Raw genomic sequence first — 14460 nt, 5'->3', positions numbered from 1 at the left:
CCGCTGTGCTCTATTCCTTCGATACCAGCGCCATCCTGAACGGACGGCGTGATCTGTTTCGGCCAGCGGTGTTTCGCAGTCTGTGGGGCCGGGTTGAGGATGCGATCAGCGCCGGTCAGATCAGGTCGGTCGATGAGGTTCAGCGCGAACTCGCCAGGCGTGATGATGACGCGAAGCGGTGGGCGGACGGGCAAACTGGCTTGTTCTGTCCTCTGGATGAACAGATCCAGCAGGCGGCGCGGCACATCTTGCGGTTGCACCCGAACATGGTCCGGCAGGGTGGCAGGCGAAGCGCCGCCGACCCGTTCGTCATCGCGCTCGCGATGGTGAACAACGCCACGGTGGTTACCCAGGAGACTGCGAGCGGCAATATCGAAAAGCCGCGCATCCCCGATGTCTGCGACGCTCTTGGCGTGCCGTGGCTAACTCTGATGGGCTATATCGAGGCGCAGGGATGGACTTTCTGAGAGCTTCTGGCCGCGCCGCTGGGCTGTCACTTCATCCGCTTCAGCCTGCGGACAGCAGCCACGTCTGTACTCTGCGACGCCCATCACCCGGCTGGAGGACCTTGCCGGCGCCCATGCCGACAGGCCTAACGACATGCTCTCGGGTGCTACCCGAAGATCGGAGAATCTTGGTCCTCACAAGTGTTTCGTTTCGTGGTGCGTTCTCCGGCCGGCCGACGTCGAGTGACGCTTCGGTGCGCCATTCTTGCCTATCCAGGTTCGTAGCCGTCGCCGATCCTTCGTTCATCGCCTGGTTAGGACTCTGGCCCGGCGAATCCAAAGAATTCCAGCTCCTCATCGTCGTCTGGCCCCTTGCAGGTGATGCGGATCCATCCCGGCGACCGCTGCGAAGTCTCAGGGATATTGCCGAATCCAGCCAGGAGTGTGGGCCCTTCCGGGTCGCCCACTCTCGGCTCGATTTGGCTGGCGTAGAAGGTGTAACCCGGTAGCGTCCGGAAGACGAACGGCACCTTCCCGCCGCGAATACGTGGAGTATCGACCGCTTCCGGGCCCACCGGTCCAGGACGGCCTCCACCACCCAGGATCTCCGGTTGCTCTCGGCGCGCCGCGAAATTGAGAAACCCCGCCGGATTTTCCCCACCCGAACTTATGGCCCGCGTGACCGTGAAGGTTATGTCCGGCAGGCTGTCGAGCTTGAATGCTGCGATGTCGTCCACCTTGTTTCTCTCTGTTGTGGCTTAGCCAAGCTCGCCGCGGCGATTCATTCGGTCAATGTGGCCATATATCTGGTTGCTATCGATGATGGACAGCGTTGCACAGTTTCGTTTGCCGCAGAGGCAGCCGTGCCCGGTTGACTGATGATAGCGGCCGAGCTTTTCGAACTCTCTTAACACGGCATCGTGAGACCTAAACGCAGCCAGCATCTTTGCCTTGTAGTCATCGGCGCGGAGTTACGTCCAGGGGTGTGGTGTACGGGCAGGTAAGGCCGGTGGGCGTGTCGTAGCCCAGTAGTGGGCGGTCATCGCGTGATCCTTCGAAACGACCAGCAAAAGTCAATCGAAGGAAATGACGCAATGACCTCTTCTCATCTTATCGACACCGAGCAGCTTCTGGCTGACCAACTCGCACAGGCGAGCCCGGATCTGCTGCGCGGGCTGCTCTCGACGTTCATCGCCGCCTTGATGGGGGCTGAAGCCGACGCCCTGTGCGGGGCGGGCTACCGCGAACGCAGCGATGAGCGGTCCAATCAGCGCAACGGCTACCGCCACCGTGATTTCGACACCCGTGCCGCAACCATCGACGTCGCGATCCCCAAGCTGCGCCAGGGCAGCTATTTCCCGGACTGGCTGCTGCAGCGCCGCAAGCGAGCTGAACGCGCACTGACCAGCGTGGTGGCGACCTGCTACCTGCTGGGAGTATCCACTCGCCGGATGGAGCGCCTGGTCGAAACACTTGGTGTGACAAAGCTTTCCAAGTCGCAAGTGTCGATCATGGCCAAAGAGCTCGACGAAGCCGTAGAGGCGTTTCGGACCCGCCCGCTCGATGCCGGCCCGTATACCTTCCTCGCCGCCGACGCCCTGGTGCTCAAGGTGCGCGAGGCAGGCCGCGTCGTCGGAGTGCACACCTTGATCGCCACCGGCGTCAACGCCGAGGGCTACCGAGAGATCCTGGGCATCCAGGTCACCTCCGCCGAGGACGGGGCCGGCTGGCTGGCGTTCTTCCGCGACCTGGTCGCCCGCGGCCTGTCCGGGGTCGCGCTGGTCACCAGCGACGCCCACGCCGGCCTGGTGGCCGCGATCGGCGCCACCCTGCCCGCAGCGGCCTGGCAGCGCTGCAGAACCCACTACGCAGCCAATCTGATGGCAGCCACCCCGAAGCCCTCCTGGCCGTGGGTGCGCACCCTGCTGCACTCCATCTACGACCAGCCCGACGCCGAATCAGTTGTTGCCCAATATGATCGGGTACTCGACGCTCTGACCGACAAACTCCCCGCGGTGGCCGAGCACCTCGACACCGCCCGCACCGACCTGCTGGCGTTCACCGCCTTCCCCAAGCAGATCTGGCGCCAAATCTGGTCCAACAACCCCCAGGAACGCCTCAACCGAGAGGTACGACGCCGAACCGACGTCGTGGGCATCTTCCCCGACCGCGCCTCGATCATCCGCCTCGTCGGAGCCGTCCTCGCCGAACAACACGACGAATGGATCGAAGGACGGCGCTACCTGGGCCTCGAGGTCCTCACCCGAGCCCGAGCAGCACTGACCAGCACCGAAGAACCCGCCAAGCAGCAAACCACCAACACCCCAGCACTGACCACCTAGACTGCCACCCGAAGGATCACGCGAGGAACCTTCACTCGTACACCACGTCCCTGGCCTTGGCCCGGCGCGGTCCAGCGCAGCGTGGAGTTCGTCCACCGTCTCGCCCCAACGGATGCGGACCTCCTCTTCGTGGTCTTGCGCCATCTTGACCGGCTGGCCTTGGTGCTCGTTACAGATGCGACAGCGCCACCCACGGACGAGTCCGTATGGGTTGCGAATCGCTGACGCGAGCTGTTTAGGAACACAGAGCTCGCAGCACTCGCATACGACCTTGTCGGCTGACGCAGAAGCGCTCATCCTGGTCTAGCTGGTTGGGGTCTCAAACGTCCTGCACATCAACCATGGCACGAAACACCGAGTGAGTCCGAACAAGCCACGCCGGAGGTGCGATAGTTGCGCGGCAGGCAAATAGACCGGGCAAACCGACACCTGCCAAGGCCCTGGCGACGGGAAACATGCTGTCCGATGGCAGTTTGACCGGCGGGTGTTGGAGCGGGTGGCCAGGTGCAGTCGCGGCGAGTGGTCGAATTCGCCACGGGACCAGATCATAGACACGAAGGTTGCAGGTGCAAGCCCTCGGCGGGGACAGCAAAGGGCCCAGGGCCATAAACACCCTGCCGCCCTGTTGGGGTGAGTGACGGGACTCGAACCCGCGACACCCAGGATCACAACCTGGTGCTCTACCAACTGAACTACACTCACCATGGCCGCCGGCCGCCCCCGCGGGGGCTAATGAGCGGCGACGTCGATATTAACCGCTCTGGGGCGCCTCGGCCGAATCTGTTTCTTCCTGCGCGCCCGCCCCGTCGGAAAGCTCGGCGACGACGGCCGCGATTTCGCTGGTAGAAGGGCCGGGCTGGGGCACGAACGCGGTGCGGCGGTAGAACCGCAGTTCGCGGATGGATTCGTGGATGTCGGCCAGCGCCCGGTGCGTCAGCCCCTTGGGCGGCTGGCCGAAGTAGATCCGCGGATACCAGCGCCGGCACAGTTCCTTGATCGAGCTGACGTCGATCATTCGGTAGTGCAGAAACGAGTCCAGCGTGGGCATGTCGCGGGCGATGAACGCGCGGTCGGTGGCGATCGAGTTGCCGGCCAGTGGGGCGGTCTTGGGCTGCTTGACGTGCTCGTTGATGTAGTCGAGCACCATGGCCTCGGCGGTCGCTAGGTCGACCGTGGATGCCTTCACCTCGTCGATCAGCCCCGACCGCGAGTGCATCTCGGCGACCACGTCGATCATGCCCGACAGCGCGGCGTCGTCGGCGTGCATCACCACGTCCACCCCGTCGCCGAGAATGTTCAGATCGGCATCGGTGACCAGGGCGGCTATCTCGATCAGCTTGTCCGAACCCAGATCGAGCCCGGTCATCTCGCAGTCGATCCACACCAGTTCGTCTTGCACAGCGCTCAGCGTAGGCGCATGCGAGCCGTCGCGGCTGTCTCCCCCGGGCAAGTAGTGTGATCCAGCTATGGGCACCGAATCGGCGGCCGGTGGACCTGGCGGGCCCGCGCAGCGGATCGCGGCGGGTTACACCGTCGAAGGCCAGGCCCTGCAGTTGGGCACCGTCGTCGTCGACGGCGAACCCGACCCGAGCGCGCAGATTCGCATTCCGCTGGCCACCGTCAACCGGCACGGTCTGGTCGCCGGGGCCACCGGAACCGGCAAGACCAAGACGCTGCAGCTGATCGCCGAACAGCTCAGTGCGGCGGGGGTGGCAGTGCTGATGGCCGACGTGAAGGGCGATTTGTCCGGTCTGGCCCGCCCGGGGGAGGCCGCCGACAAGACGGCCGCCCGTGCGAAAGACACCGGTGACGACTGGGTGCCGACGGCCTTCCCGGTGGAGTTCCTGTCGCTGGGTGCCAGTGGCGTCGGGGTTCCGGTGCGTGCGACCATCTCCAGCTTCGGCCCGATTCTGCTGGCAAAGGTGTTGGGGCTCAACGCTACCCAGGAATCTACACTGGGCCTGATCTTTCACTGGGCCGACCAACGAGGACTTCCGCTGCTGGACCTGAAGGATCTGCGGGCGGTCATTACCCATCTGACCAGTGATGAGGGCAAGGTAGAGCTGAAATCCCTTGGGGCGGTGTCGCCCACGACGGCCGGGGTCATCCTGCGGGCTTTGGTCAACCTGGAAGCCGAAGGTGCCGACACATTCTTCGGTGAGCCCGAACTGAGGCCCGAGGACCTGCTGCGCGTCGACAGCCAGGGTCGGGGCATCATCTCGTTGCTGGAGTTCGGGAGCCAGGCGTTGCGCCCGGCGATGTTCTCCACTTTTCTGATGTGGGTGCTGGCGGACCTGTTTACCTTCCTGCCCGAGGTGGGTGACCTGGACAAGCCCAAACTGGTGTTCTTTTTCGACGAGGCGCACCTGTTGTTCACCGATGCCTCGAAGGCCTTTCTCGAGCAGGTCGAGCAGACCGTGAAGCTGATCCGTTCCAAGGGTGTTGGGGTGTTCTTCTGCACCCAGCTGCCCACGGATCTACCCAACGATGTCCTCTCCCAGCTGGGAGCCCGAATTCAGCACGCGCTGCGCGCGTTTACCCCCGACGACCACAAGGCGCTGCGCAAGACCGTGCGCACCTACCCGAAAACCGATGTCTACGACTTGGAGTCCGCGCTGACGTCGCTGGGCACCGGCGAGGCCGTCGTCACCGTGCTATCGGAGAAGGGCGCACCGACGCCGGTCGCCTGGACCAGGATGCGAGCGCCACGGTCGCTGATGGCCGCGATCGGAGCCGAAGCGATTGGCGCCGCGGCCCAGGCAAGCTCGTTGCAGGCCGTATATGGCCAGACCATCGACCGCCCGTCAGCCCACGAGATACTGAGCGCCAAACTCGCGCCGGCGCAAGAGGCCCCGGCCCAGGAGGCCCCAGCCCCAAGGGGGCAGTACGATCCGCTGCCCTGGCCGGACGATTTTGAAGTTCCGCCGATGCCCGCTCCGGTGGAGCCGCAGGGCCCCGCGGTGTGGGAGGAGATACTCAAGAATCCGACCGTCAAGAGCGTCCTCAACACCACCGCACGCGAGATCACCCGCAGCATCTTCGGCACCGGGCGCCGCCGCCGGAAGTGATGCCTAGCTGCCCCCAAGCCTTTTGTAAAAGGCACCCACGATTGGCGCCACGATGGCGCGCGGAGCGTATTGGCTGGCCACCGACATCGCCTTTGACGTCAGACCCGGAACGACGCGCATCTTGTTGCGCTCCAAGGCATTCAGCGATACCCGGGCGGTGTGCTCCGTCGAGATCCACAGGAAGTCCGGCACCAGCTTCTCGACCAGTGACGCTTCGGAGGCATCCGGTAGCTCGGTGCGAACCGGGCCCGGGGCCAGCACCGTGACGTGCACGCCGGAGCCGCGTAGCTCACCGCGCAGAGATTCGCTGAAGGTGTTCACGAAGGCCTTGGTCGCGGCATAGGTGGCGTTGTAGGGAATCGGTGAATTGCCGGCCGCCGAACCAGAAATCAAGATGCCGCCGGCCTTGCGCTCGATCATGCCCGGCAACACCGCCAACGTAAGGTCGTGCACCGCCACGGCATTCAACTGCACCTGCGTCTTTTCGCCGGCAAGATCGAGCGATGCGATCGGGCCGAATGTCGCGGTACCCGCGTTGGCGCACAGGATCGAGATGGGCCGGGCAGCCAGCTCGTCGGCCAGTTTCGATCGTTCTTGCGGATCGGCCAGATCGGCCGGTCGCACGTCGACCGTGACACGGTACTTGTCGGCCAGCCGGGCAGCCAACTCGGTCAACACGTCCTCGCGTCGTGCGGTGACGATCAGGTGGTGCCCGCGTGCGGCCAGTTCGGTGGCCAGCGCCGCGCCGATGTTCTGCGAAGCCCCGGTGACAACGGCACGTGCGTCGGGGCTGGGCGCGGGTATCGGCATGCGCCAATCGTAGACACGTAGCGATCGCGAGCGCGGCGGAGCCGGGCGCAGCGGGTCGCTGCCAAAAGCAATAAAGTGCCGGACATGAATAACCCGGGGTCGCGCGCGGGCACCCTCCTGCACTTCCGGGTGGTGGCGTGGGCCATGTGGGATTGCGGTTCCACCGGTCTGAACGCGATCGTGACAACCTTTGTGTTCTCCGTCTACCTGACCAGCGCCGTGGGTCAGGGTCTGCCGGGCGGCACTTCACCGGCGAGTTGGTTGGGTCGTGCGGGGGCGGTCGCCGGGTTGACCATCGGGGTGCTGGCGCCCGTCGTCGGCGTGTGGGTGGAGTCTCCGCACCGCCGTCGGGTGGCACTGTCTGTGCTGACCGGCACCGCGGTCGCGCTGACCTGCGCAATGTTCCTGATCCGCGACGACCCCCGCTACCTGTGGGCCGGGCTGGTTTTGCTCGCGGCCACCGCGGCGTCCAGCGATTTGTCCAGCGTTCCGTACAACGCGATGCTGCGCCAACTGTCCACACCCAGCACGGCGGGCCGGATCTCCGGCTTCGGTTGGGCGTCGGGCTATGTCGGCAGCGTCGCGCTCTTGCTGGTGATCTATCTGGGTTTCATGTCAGGTAGCGGTTCGCAGCGCGGCCTGCTGCAGCTACCCGTCGCGAACGGACTCAACGTGCGAATGGCGATGCTGGTTGCGGCGGCCTGGTTGGCGTTGCTGGGCCTGCCATTGTTGTTGGTCGCGCACCGACTACCCGATTCCGGTGCGGCGTCTCATCCTTCGACCGGCCTGCTGGGCGGCTACCGCAAGCTGTGGACGGAGATCAGCGCGGAGTGGCGGCGCGACCGCAACTTGGTCTACTTCCTGGTGGCCAGCGCGATATTCCGCGACGGGCTGGCGGCCATTTTCGCCTTCGGCGCGGTACTTGGCGTCAACGCATACGGGCTCACCCAGGCCGATGTCCTGATCTTTGGTGCGGCCGCAAGCGTGGTGGCTGCGGTGGGGGCCGTGCTGGGTGGGTTCGTCGACCACCGGATCGGGTCCAAACCGGTCATCGTCGGATCACTGGCCGCCATCATCGCCGCGGCGCTCACGTTGCTGACGTTGTCGGGCCCAACGGCGTTCTGGGCGTGCGGGCTGCTGTTGTGTGTGTTCATCGGGCCGGCGCAGTCGTCGGCACGCGCTCTGCTGCTGCATATGGCGCAGCACGGCAAGGAGGGTGTGGCCTTTGGGCTCTACACGATGACCGGCCGGGCGGTGTCGTTTCTGGGGCCGTGGTTGTTTTCGGTCTTCGTCGACGTGTTCCACACGGTCCGTGCCGGGCTCGGCGGCGTGTGCCTCGTGTTGACAACCGGCCTGCTGCTCATGCTGCGGGTACAGGTGTCGCGGCACGGCGGTGCGCTGACGACGGCGCAATCCTCCTAGCTGGGAGCGTCGCAGATGGTCAACCCCGCCCCGGTGCGCTGGCGTACCTGAACCCCGGCCACGGTGACCGAGCAGGTGACGTTGTGGCCGATGTTGACGATCGTGACGCTAGCGGGATGCAAGGACGACTTTGACAGGCTGACCTCTTTCCGCCACGGCAGGGCGACGTTGAACTCGGTCTGTATGACGTTGCCGCTATCCATGTACGTGATGCTGATTGCCCGGCCTTCCCCCGTGACGTCGTAGACAACGGTTTGCATCGCGCCGGCGACCGTCTCACTGGGCGTACCGGTCGTAGTTGTCGGTGCCGGTGCGGCGCTGGGTGAGGGTGGGGTCGGTGTGGTCGTGGTCGGACGTGTCGGGCTAGGCCCGGGCATGGGGGGTAACGGCTCGATCGCGGTTTGCTTTTTGACCGAGCCGTTGGCGATAACCAGTGCGATGACCAACGCGACGACGAGCAGCACGGCTGAGCCGGCGGCGAACCACAACCAGCGCGGCGTTCTCGGCCCTTGCGGTGGCGGGGGAGTCAGCCCGTCGGGGGGAAATCCGCCCGGTGGGGGCTGGTCGTATTGCCAGTACTGCGGCAGCTGTTGGGTCGGACTGGCCTCGTGGGGGCCTGGGGGCCACTGGGGAGGCCTTGGCGGGGGCCCTCCTGGAGACCACGGCGGGGAAACGTAACCGCCGTACGTGGATGCATACGGCGACTGGTCGGCGTAAGCCGGGTCGGCGGTCGGCGGATTGGGGGGAACCTGCGGTCCGGTCGGCCCGTACCCGGATAGAGGGGGACCAAACCGCTGGGGGCGACGTGGATCGTTCATGTCCACCTCATGGCATGCAGGGTACCCGCGCTGGGTGCGGGTGCGCTGATGTACCCGGCGACATCGCAGCCTGGCGAGCTATAGACAACGATCCGCGGCCGATAGCGCGGCGACCGTCATCGCCCGTAGGACGGCGCGTGCACGCACCGTCCGTGCCGGCTTGCTGTCGGCCGCTTTCATGCTATGCGGGGTGGAGTTCAGCAGTCCGAACACGGCGTGGGCCATCAGCCGGGCGTCGGCTTCGGCCAGGCCTGGGTTCAGCTCGCGCAGCACCCCGACCCAGACCTCCACGTACTGTCGCTGGGCCTTACGCACCTGCCGCTCAGCGACGGCCGGCAGGTGCGCTAGGTCCCGGTCCTGGATCCGGATGAGGTCTGCTTCGCCGAGTGCGAAGTCAAGGTGAAACTCGATGAGGCCATCCAGTGCCGCGGCCAAGTTAGCGCTGCGGGTCGTCACATCGCGTGCGCCGGCAAGAAGTCGCGCACTGACGCCGACCAGCAATTCCACCAGCAGCGACTCTTTGTTGGGGAAGTGTCGGTAGATGGCCGGACCGCTGACGCCCGCGGCGGCGCCGATGTCCTCCAGTCGCACCGCCAGGAATCCTCGTTCGGCAAACAATCGTTCGGCGGCTGCCAAGAGTTGGAATCGTCGGTCGGACTTCAGCTGACTGCGACGATTTGTGGCCTCGGGCTGGCCGGGCCGACCGTCCGGGGCGGACGCTGTCACGACGGTCTCCGTACACGACTCATGCTGGACACTTCGGTTAATCGTCACTAACGTAGCACGAGCTATTCGATGTTAACGCGAGTCAGACATGCGGTAGGCACCAGGCGGAGGAACCGTGGCAGCCGCGGAAGTCGTAGACCCCAATCGGCTTTCCTATGATCGCGGTCCGAGTGCGCCATCATTGCTCGAGTCGACCATCGGCGCCAACCTCGCAGCGACCGCTGCCAGGTACGGACATCGGGAAGCACTCGTGGACATGGTGGCCCGGCGACGGTTCAATTACAGCGAACTGCTGACTGACGTGCACCGGCTGGCGACGGGGCTGGTGCGGGCGGGGATCGGCCCGGGCGATCGGGTCGGCATCTGGGCACCGAACCGGTGGGAGTGGGTGCTCGTCCAGTACGCGACCGCTGAGATCGGCGCGATCCTAGTGACCATAAACCCCGCCTATCGGGTCCGCGAAGTGGAGTATGCGCTTAGGCAGTCCGGTGTCGCGATGGTGATTGCCGTAGCGAGTTTCAAGGATGCGGACTATGCCGCGATGCTGGCCGAGGTTGGGCCGCGATGCCCCGATCTGGCCGACGTGATTTTGCTGGAAAGCGATCGCTGGGACGCGCTGGCGGGTGCCGAGCCCGATCTGCCTGCGCTGCAGCAGACCGCGGCGAGGCTAGACGGCAGTGATCCGGTAAACATCCAATACACCTCCGGCACAACGGCATACCCGAAGGGTGTCACGCTAAGCCACCGCAATATCCTCAACAACGGCTACCTGGTGGGCGAGCTGCTCGGGTACACCGCACAAGATCGGATTTGCATCCCGGTGCCCTTCTACCACTGCTTCGGCATGGTAATGGGAAATCTGGCGGCCACCAGTCACGGGGCGGCCATGGTGATCCCGGCGCCGGGCTTTGACCCTGCGGCCACGCTGCGCGCGGTGCAGGACGAGCGATGCACCAGCTTGTACGGCGTGCCGACGATGTTCATCGCCGAGCTGGGCCTGCCGGACTTCACCGACTACGAACTGGGCAGTCTGCGCACCGGGATTATGGCCGGCGCCGCGTGCCCGGTCGAGGTGATGCGCAAGGTGATCTCACGCATGCATATGCCCGGGGTCTCGATCTGCTATGGAATGACCGAAACGTCACCGGTTTCCACGCAGACGCGCGCCGACGACTCGGTGGATCGACGGGTCGGCACGGTCGGTCGGGTGGGTCCACACCTTGAGATCAAGGTGGTGGATCCGGCCACGGGCGAGACGGTCCCGCGCGGGGTGGTCGGCGAGTTCTGCACGCGAGGCTATTCGGTGATGGCCGGGTACTGGAATGACCCGCAGAAGACTGCGGAGGTGATCGACGCCGACGGCTGGATGCACACCGGAGATCTGGCTGAGATGGACCCGTCCGGGTACGTGCGGATCGCCGGCCGGATCAAAGACCTCGTCGTCCGGGGCGGCGAGAACATCTCGCCGCGGGAGATCGAGGAACTCCTCCACACGCATCCCGATATTGTCGACGGTCACGTCATCGGGGTGCCCGACGCCAAATACGGCGAAGAGCTCATGGCGGTGGTCAAGCTGAGAAACGACGCGCCGGAACTGACCATCGAGCGGCTGCGCGAGTACTGCATGGGCCGCATCGCGCGATTCAAGATCCCGCGGTACCTGTGGATCGTCGACGAGTTCCCGATGACCGTCACCGGCAAAGTACGCAAAGTGGAGATGCGACAACAGGCGCTCGAATACCTCCGCGGCCAACAGTGAGGTCCCTAGACGCACCGCGGGGGCAATGGTATTCTCACCTCAGTTAATGATAATTAACTGAAATGCTAGGAGGCTCTGCGGTATGGACAAGGTGGTGGCCACCGCCGCGGAGGCGGTCGCAGACATAGCCAACGGGTCGTCGCTTGCGGTTGGTGGATTCGGGCTTTGCGGCATCCCCGAAGCACTGATCGCAGCGTTGGTGGATAGCGGTGTCACCGACCTGGAAACAGTCTCGAACAACTGCGGAATCGACGGTGTTGGTCTGGGACTATTGTTGCAACACAAGCGAATTCGCCGGACAGTCTCCTCCTACGTGGGGGAGAACAAGGAGTTCGCCCGCCAGTTCCTCGCGGGCGAGCTCGAGGTGGAACTGACCCCGCAGGGCACGCTGGCCGAGCGGTTGCGGGCCGGAGGGATGGGCATACCGGCCTTCTATACACCGGCAGGGGTCGGTACCCAGGTCGCCGACGGCGGGTTGCCGTGGCGCTACGACGCCTCGGGCGGGGTGGCGGTGGTGTCGCCGGCCAAGGAGACTCGGGAGTTCGATGGTGTCACCTATGTCCTCGAGCGGGGGATCCGGACCGACTTCGCACTGGTGCATGCCTGGCAGGGGGACCGGCACGGCAACCTGATGTACCGCCACGCCGCGGCCAACTTCAACCCGGAGTGCGCATCCGCAGGCAGGATCACGATCGCCGAGGTCGAGCACTTGGTCGAGCCGGGTGAGATCGACCCTGCCACCGTACACACCCCGGGCGTGTTTGTGCACCGGGTGGTTCATGTGCCCAACCCCGCCAAGAAGATCGAGAGGGAGACGGTGCGGCAATGAGCGCCCCGGGCTGGAGCCGAGACGAGATGGCCGCACGGGTGGCCGCGGAGTTCGAAGACGGTCAGTATGTCAACCTTGGCATCGGCATGCCCACCCTGATTCCCAACCACATTCCCGACGGCGTCCATGTCGTCCTGCACTCGGAGAACGGCATCCTCGGCGTCGGCCCCTACCCGCGGCGGGAGGACGTGGATGCCGATTTGATCAACGCGGGCAAGGAGACGGTCACCACGCTGCCGGGTGCCGCATTCTTCAGCTCGTCGACTTCGTTCGGAATCATCCGCGGCGGCCACCTTGATGTCGCAGTGCTTGGCGCGATGCAGGTTTCGGTCACCGGTGACCTAGCCAACTGGATGATCCCCGGCAAGATGGTCAAGGGCATGGGCGGCGCGATGGATCTGGTACACGGCGCTCGCAAGGTGATCGTGATGATGGAGCACACCGCCAAGGACGGTAGCCCCAAGATCCTAGAGCGGTGCACATTGCCGTTGACCGGTGTGGGCTGCGTCGACCGCATTGTCACTGAACTCGCGGTCATCGATGTCTGCGCTGACGGCCTGCACCTGGTCCAGACCGCTCCTGGCGTGTCGGTCGACGAGGTAGTCGCGAAGACTCAACCGCCCCTTGTGCTTCGGGACCTGGCGACCCAGTGACCACCCCGTCGATAGCAATAGCCCCCTCGTTCGCCGACGAGCACCGCCGGCTGGTGGCGGAATTGAACAATAAGCTCGCCGCCGCCGCCCTGGGCGGCAACGAACGCGCCCGGAAACGCCACGTCAGCCGCGGCAAGCTGTTGCCCCGCGAACGGGTGGACCGCCTGCTCGACCCGGGCAGCCCTTTCCTCGAGCTGGCTCCGCTGGCCGCTGGCGGCATGTACGGCGACGAATCCCCGGGCGCGGGAATCATCACCGGGATCGGCCGGGTATCCGGACGCCAGTGCGTGATCGTCGCCAACGACGCGACGGTCAAGGGCGGTACCTACTACCCGATGACGGTCAAGAAGCACCTGCGCGCCCAGGAGGTCGCGCTGCAGAATATGCTGCCGTGCATCTATCTGGTCGACTCCGGCGGCGCCTTCCTGCCCCGCCAAGACGAGGTGTTTCCCGACCGCGAGCATTTCGGGCGGATCTTCTACAACCAGGCGACGATGAGCGCCAAGGGCATTCCGCAGGTGGCGGCGGTTCTCGGCTCCTGCACGGCGGGTGGCGCTTATGTGCCGGCGATGAGTGACGAGGCCGTCATCGTCCGTGAGCAGGGCACGATCTTCCTCGGCGGTCCGCCACTGGTGAAGGCGGCCACCGGCGAGATCGTCTCGGCCGAGGAACTTGGCGGTGGCGACTTGCACTCGCGCACGTCCGGTGTCACCGACCATCTGGCTGACGACGACGAGGACGCGCTGCGGATCGTGCGCGCGATCGCGGACACCTTCGGCCCGTGCGAACCCGCCCAATGGGATGTGCGCCGTTCGGTCGAGCCCAAGTACCCGCAGGCCGAGCTCTACGATGTGGTGCCCCCGGATCCCCGGGTCCCTTACGACGTTCATGAGGTCGTCGTGCGGATTGTTGACGGCAGCGAATTCAGCGAGTTCAAGGCTAAATACGGCAAGACTCTGGTGACTGCGTTTGCACGCGTCCACGGCCACCCGGTCGGGATCGTCGCCAACAACGGCGTGTTGTTCAGCGAATCCGCGCTCAAGGGAGCGCATTTCATCGAGCTGTGCGACAAACGCAAGATTCCGCTGCTGTTCCTGCAGAACATCGCCGGCTTCATGGTCGGCCGCGACTACGAGGCCGGCGGAATCGCCAAGCATGGCGCCAAGATGGTCACCGCGGTGGCCTGCGCGCGGGTGCCCAAGTTGACCGTGGTGATCGGCGGATCCTATGGTGCGGGTAACTATTCGATGTGCGGACGCGCGTACTCGCCCCGGTTCCTGTGGATGTGGCCGAACGCGCGGATCTCGGTGATTGGCGGTGAGCAGGCCGCGTCCGTGTTGGCGACCGTGCGCGGCGAGCAGCTGTCCGCGGCCGGCACACCCTGGTCACCCGACGAGGAGGAAGCGTTCAAGGCGCCCATCCGAGCGCAGTACGAAGACCAGGGTAACCCCTACTATTCAACTGCCCGGCTGTGGGATGACGGTATCATAGACCCTGCGGACACCAGAACGGTTGTTGGGCTTGCCCTTTCGTTGTGTGCCCACGCTCCGCTGGATCAGGTTGGCTACGGCGTCTTCCGGATGTGAG

The 14460-nt window shown here is 65.1% G+C and carries 13 protein-coding genes and 1 tRNA gene; 8 read left to right on the top strand and 6 right to left on the bottom strand.

Going from position 1 to position 14460, the window contains the following annotated elements; translation table 11 throughout:
- Nucleotides 1-5: 5 nt before the first annotated feature.
- Entirely contained in the window at nucleotides 6-467 is a 462-nt protein-coding gene (locus FF952_RS13355; RefSeq protein WP_003899362.1) for a DUF4411 family protein, read from the top strand.
- Between the two features lie 293 nt (nucleotides 468-760).
- On the opposite strand, the gene FF952_RS13350 is transcribed toward FF952_RS13355, so the two are convergent.
- Nucleotides 761-1183 carry a hypothetical protein gene (locus FF952_RS13350; RefSeq protein WP_003412921.1) on the bottom strand — a complete coding sequence of 141 codons (423 nt, stop codon included), beginning with the start codon at nucleotides 1181-1183 and terminating at the stop codon, nucleotides 761-763.
- A 357-nt stretch (nucleotides 1184-1540) separates the two neighbouring features.
- Here FF952_RS13350 and FF952_RS13345 point away from each other — a divergent pair, with 357 nt between their 5' ends.
- Nucleotides 1541-2788, top strand: a complete 1248-nt coding sequence (locus FF952_RS13345; RefSeq protein ID WP_003904572.1) for an IS256-like element IS1081 family transposase — start codon at nucleotides 1541-1543, stop codon at nucleotides 2786-2788.
- A gap of 626 nt (nucleotides 2789-3414) precedes the next feature.
- On the opposite strand, the gene FF952_RS13340 is transcribed toward FF952_RS13345, so the two are convergent.
- Together FF952_RS13340 and orn are read right to left on the bottom strand one after the other, a co-directional pair.
- Nucleotides 3415-3490 (bottom strand) — tRNA-His (locus FF952_RS13340).
- Nucleotides 3491-3539: 49 nt separating this feature from the next.
- On the bottom strand, nucleotides 3540-4187 hold the full coding sequence (gene orn, locus FF952_RS13335; RefSeq protein ID WP_003899361.1) for an oligoribonuclease: 648 nt from the start codon (nucleotides 4185-4187) through the stop codon (nucleotides 3540-3542).
- A gap of 67 nt (nucleotides 4188-4254) precedes the next feature.
- Here orn and FF952_RS13330 point away from each other — a divergent pair, with 67 nt between their 5' ends.
- Nucleotides 4255-5856, top strand: a complete 1602-nt coding sequence (locus FF952_RS13330; protein ID WP_003412803.1) for a helicase HerA-like C-terminal domain-containing protein — start codon at nucleotides 4255-4257, stop codon at nucleotides 5854-5856.
- A gap of 3 nt (nucleotides 5857-5859) precedes the next feature.
- Here FF952_RS13330 and cmrA read toward each other — a convergent pair whose 3' ends face one another.
- Nucleotides 5860-6666, bottom strand: coding sequence for a mycolate reductase (gene cmrA, locus FF952_RS13325; RefSeq protein WP_003412799.1), 807 nt, complete (start codon nucleotides 6664-6666; stop codon nucleotides 5860-5862).
- A gap of 84 nt (nucleotides 6667-6750) precedes the next feature.
- On the opposite strand from cmrA, the gene FF952_RS13320 reads away from it, so the two are divergent.
- Nucleotides 6751-8088 carry an MFS transporter gene (locus FF952_RS13320; RefSeq protein ID WP_003412798.1) on the top strand — a complete coding sequence of 446 codons (1338 nt, stop codon included), beginning with the start codon at nucleotides 6751-6753 and terminating at the stop codon, nucleotides 8086-8088.
- Here FF952_RS13320 and FF952_RS13315 read toward each other — a convergent pair.
- Together FF952_RS13315 and FF952_RS13310 are read right to left on the bottom strand one after the other, a co-directional pair.
- On the bottom strand, nucleotides 8085-8906 hold the full coding sequence (locus FF952_RS13315) for an MmpS family transport accessory protein (RefSeq protein ID WP_003412795.1): 822 nt from the start codon (nucleotides 8904-8906) through the stop codon (nucleotides 8085-8087). The two genes, FF952_RS13320 and FF952_RS13315, sit on opposite strands and share 4 nt — an antisense overlap.
- A gap of 78 nt (nucleotides 8907-8984) precedes the next feature.
- Nucleotides 8985-9632, bottom strand: a complete 648-nt coding sequence (locus tag FF952_RS13310) for an SACE_7040 family transcriptional regulator (protein ID WP_003412790.1) — start codon at nucleotides 9630-9632, stop codon at nucleotides 8985-8987.
- 115 nt (nucleotides 9633-9747) lie between these two features.
- Between FF952_RS13310 and FF952_RS13305 the strand changes: the two genes are divergently transcribed.
- The 4 genes from FF952_RS13305 (at nucleotide 9748) to FF952_RS13290 (ending at nucleotide 14459) form a co-directional block, all read left to right on the top strand.
- Entirely contained in the window at nucleotides 9748-11391 is a 1644-nt protein-coding gene (locus FF952_RS13305) for an AMP-binding protein (RefSeq protein WP_003899357.1), read from the top strand.
- An 82-nt stretch (nucleotides 11392-11473) separates the two neighbouring features.
- Nucleotides 11474-12220, top strand: coding sequence for a CoA transferase subunit A (locus FF952_RS13300; protein WP_003412786.1), 747 nt, complete (start codon nucleotides 11474-11476; stop codon nucleotides 12218-12220).
- Nucleotides 12217-12873 carry a CoA transferase subunit B gene (locus FF952_RS13295; RefSeq protein WP_003412782.1) on the top strand — a complete coding sequence of 219 codons (657 nt, stop codon included), beginning with the start codon at nucleotides 12217-12219 and terminating at the stop codon, nucleotides 12871-12873. The genes FF952_RS13300 and FF952_RS13295 overlap by 4 nt, the downstream gene beginning before the upstream one ends.
- The gene (locus FF952_RS13290; RefSeq protein ID WP_003903911.1) at nucleotides 12870-14459 is read left to right on the top strand and encodes an acetyl-/propionyl-CoA carboxylase subunit beta; all 1590 of its coding nucleotides are present in this window, start codon (nucleotides 12870-12872) and stop codon (nucleotides 14457-14459) included. Before FF952_RS13295 ends, FF952_RS13290 begins: the two co-directional genes overlap by 4 nt.
- Nucleotide 14460: the final 1 nt, after the last annotated feature.

The sequence above is a fragment of the Mycobacterium tuberculosis complex sp. N0072 genome (assembly GCF_030323725.1).
In the GTDB taxonomy this organism is placed as follows: Bacteria; Actinomycetota; Actinomycetes; order Mycobacteriales; family Mycobacteriaceae; genus Mycobacterium; species Mycobacterium tuberculosis.
This window is presented reverse-complemented; position numbering and strand designations above follow the sequence as displayed.

Bases quoted from the DNA above. Each gene is read 5' to 3' on its own strand.
- FF952_RS13345 (WP_003904572.1), top strand. From the start codon at position 1,541: ATGACCTCTTCTCATCTTATCGACACCGAGCAGCTTCTGGCTGACCAA.
- FF952_RS13330 (WP_003412803.1), top strand. From the start codon at position 4,255: ATGGGCACCGAATCGGCGGCCGGTGGACCTGGCGGGCCCGCGCAGCGG.
- cmrA (WP_003412799.1), bottom strand. From the start codon at position 6,666: ATGCCGATACCCGCGCCCAGCCCCGACGCACGTGCCGTTGTCACCGGG.
- FF952_RS13320 (WP_003412798.1), top strand. From the start codon at position 6,751: ATGAATAACCCGGGGTCGCGCGCGGGCACCCTCCTGCACTTCCGGGTG.
- FF952_RS13315 (WP_003412795.1), bottom strand. From the start codon at position 8,906: ATGAACGATCCACGTCGCCCCCAGCGGTTTGGTCCCCCTCTATCCGGG.
- FF952_RS13300 (WP_003412786.1), top strand. From the start codon at position 11,474: ATGGACAAGGTGGTGGCCACCGCCGCGGAGGCGGTCGCAGACATAGCC.
- FF952_RS13295 (WP_003412782.1), top strand. From the start codon at position 12,217: ATGAGCGCCCCGGGCTGGAGCCGAGACGAGATGGCCGCACGGGTGGCC.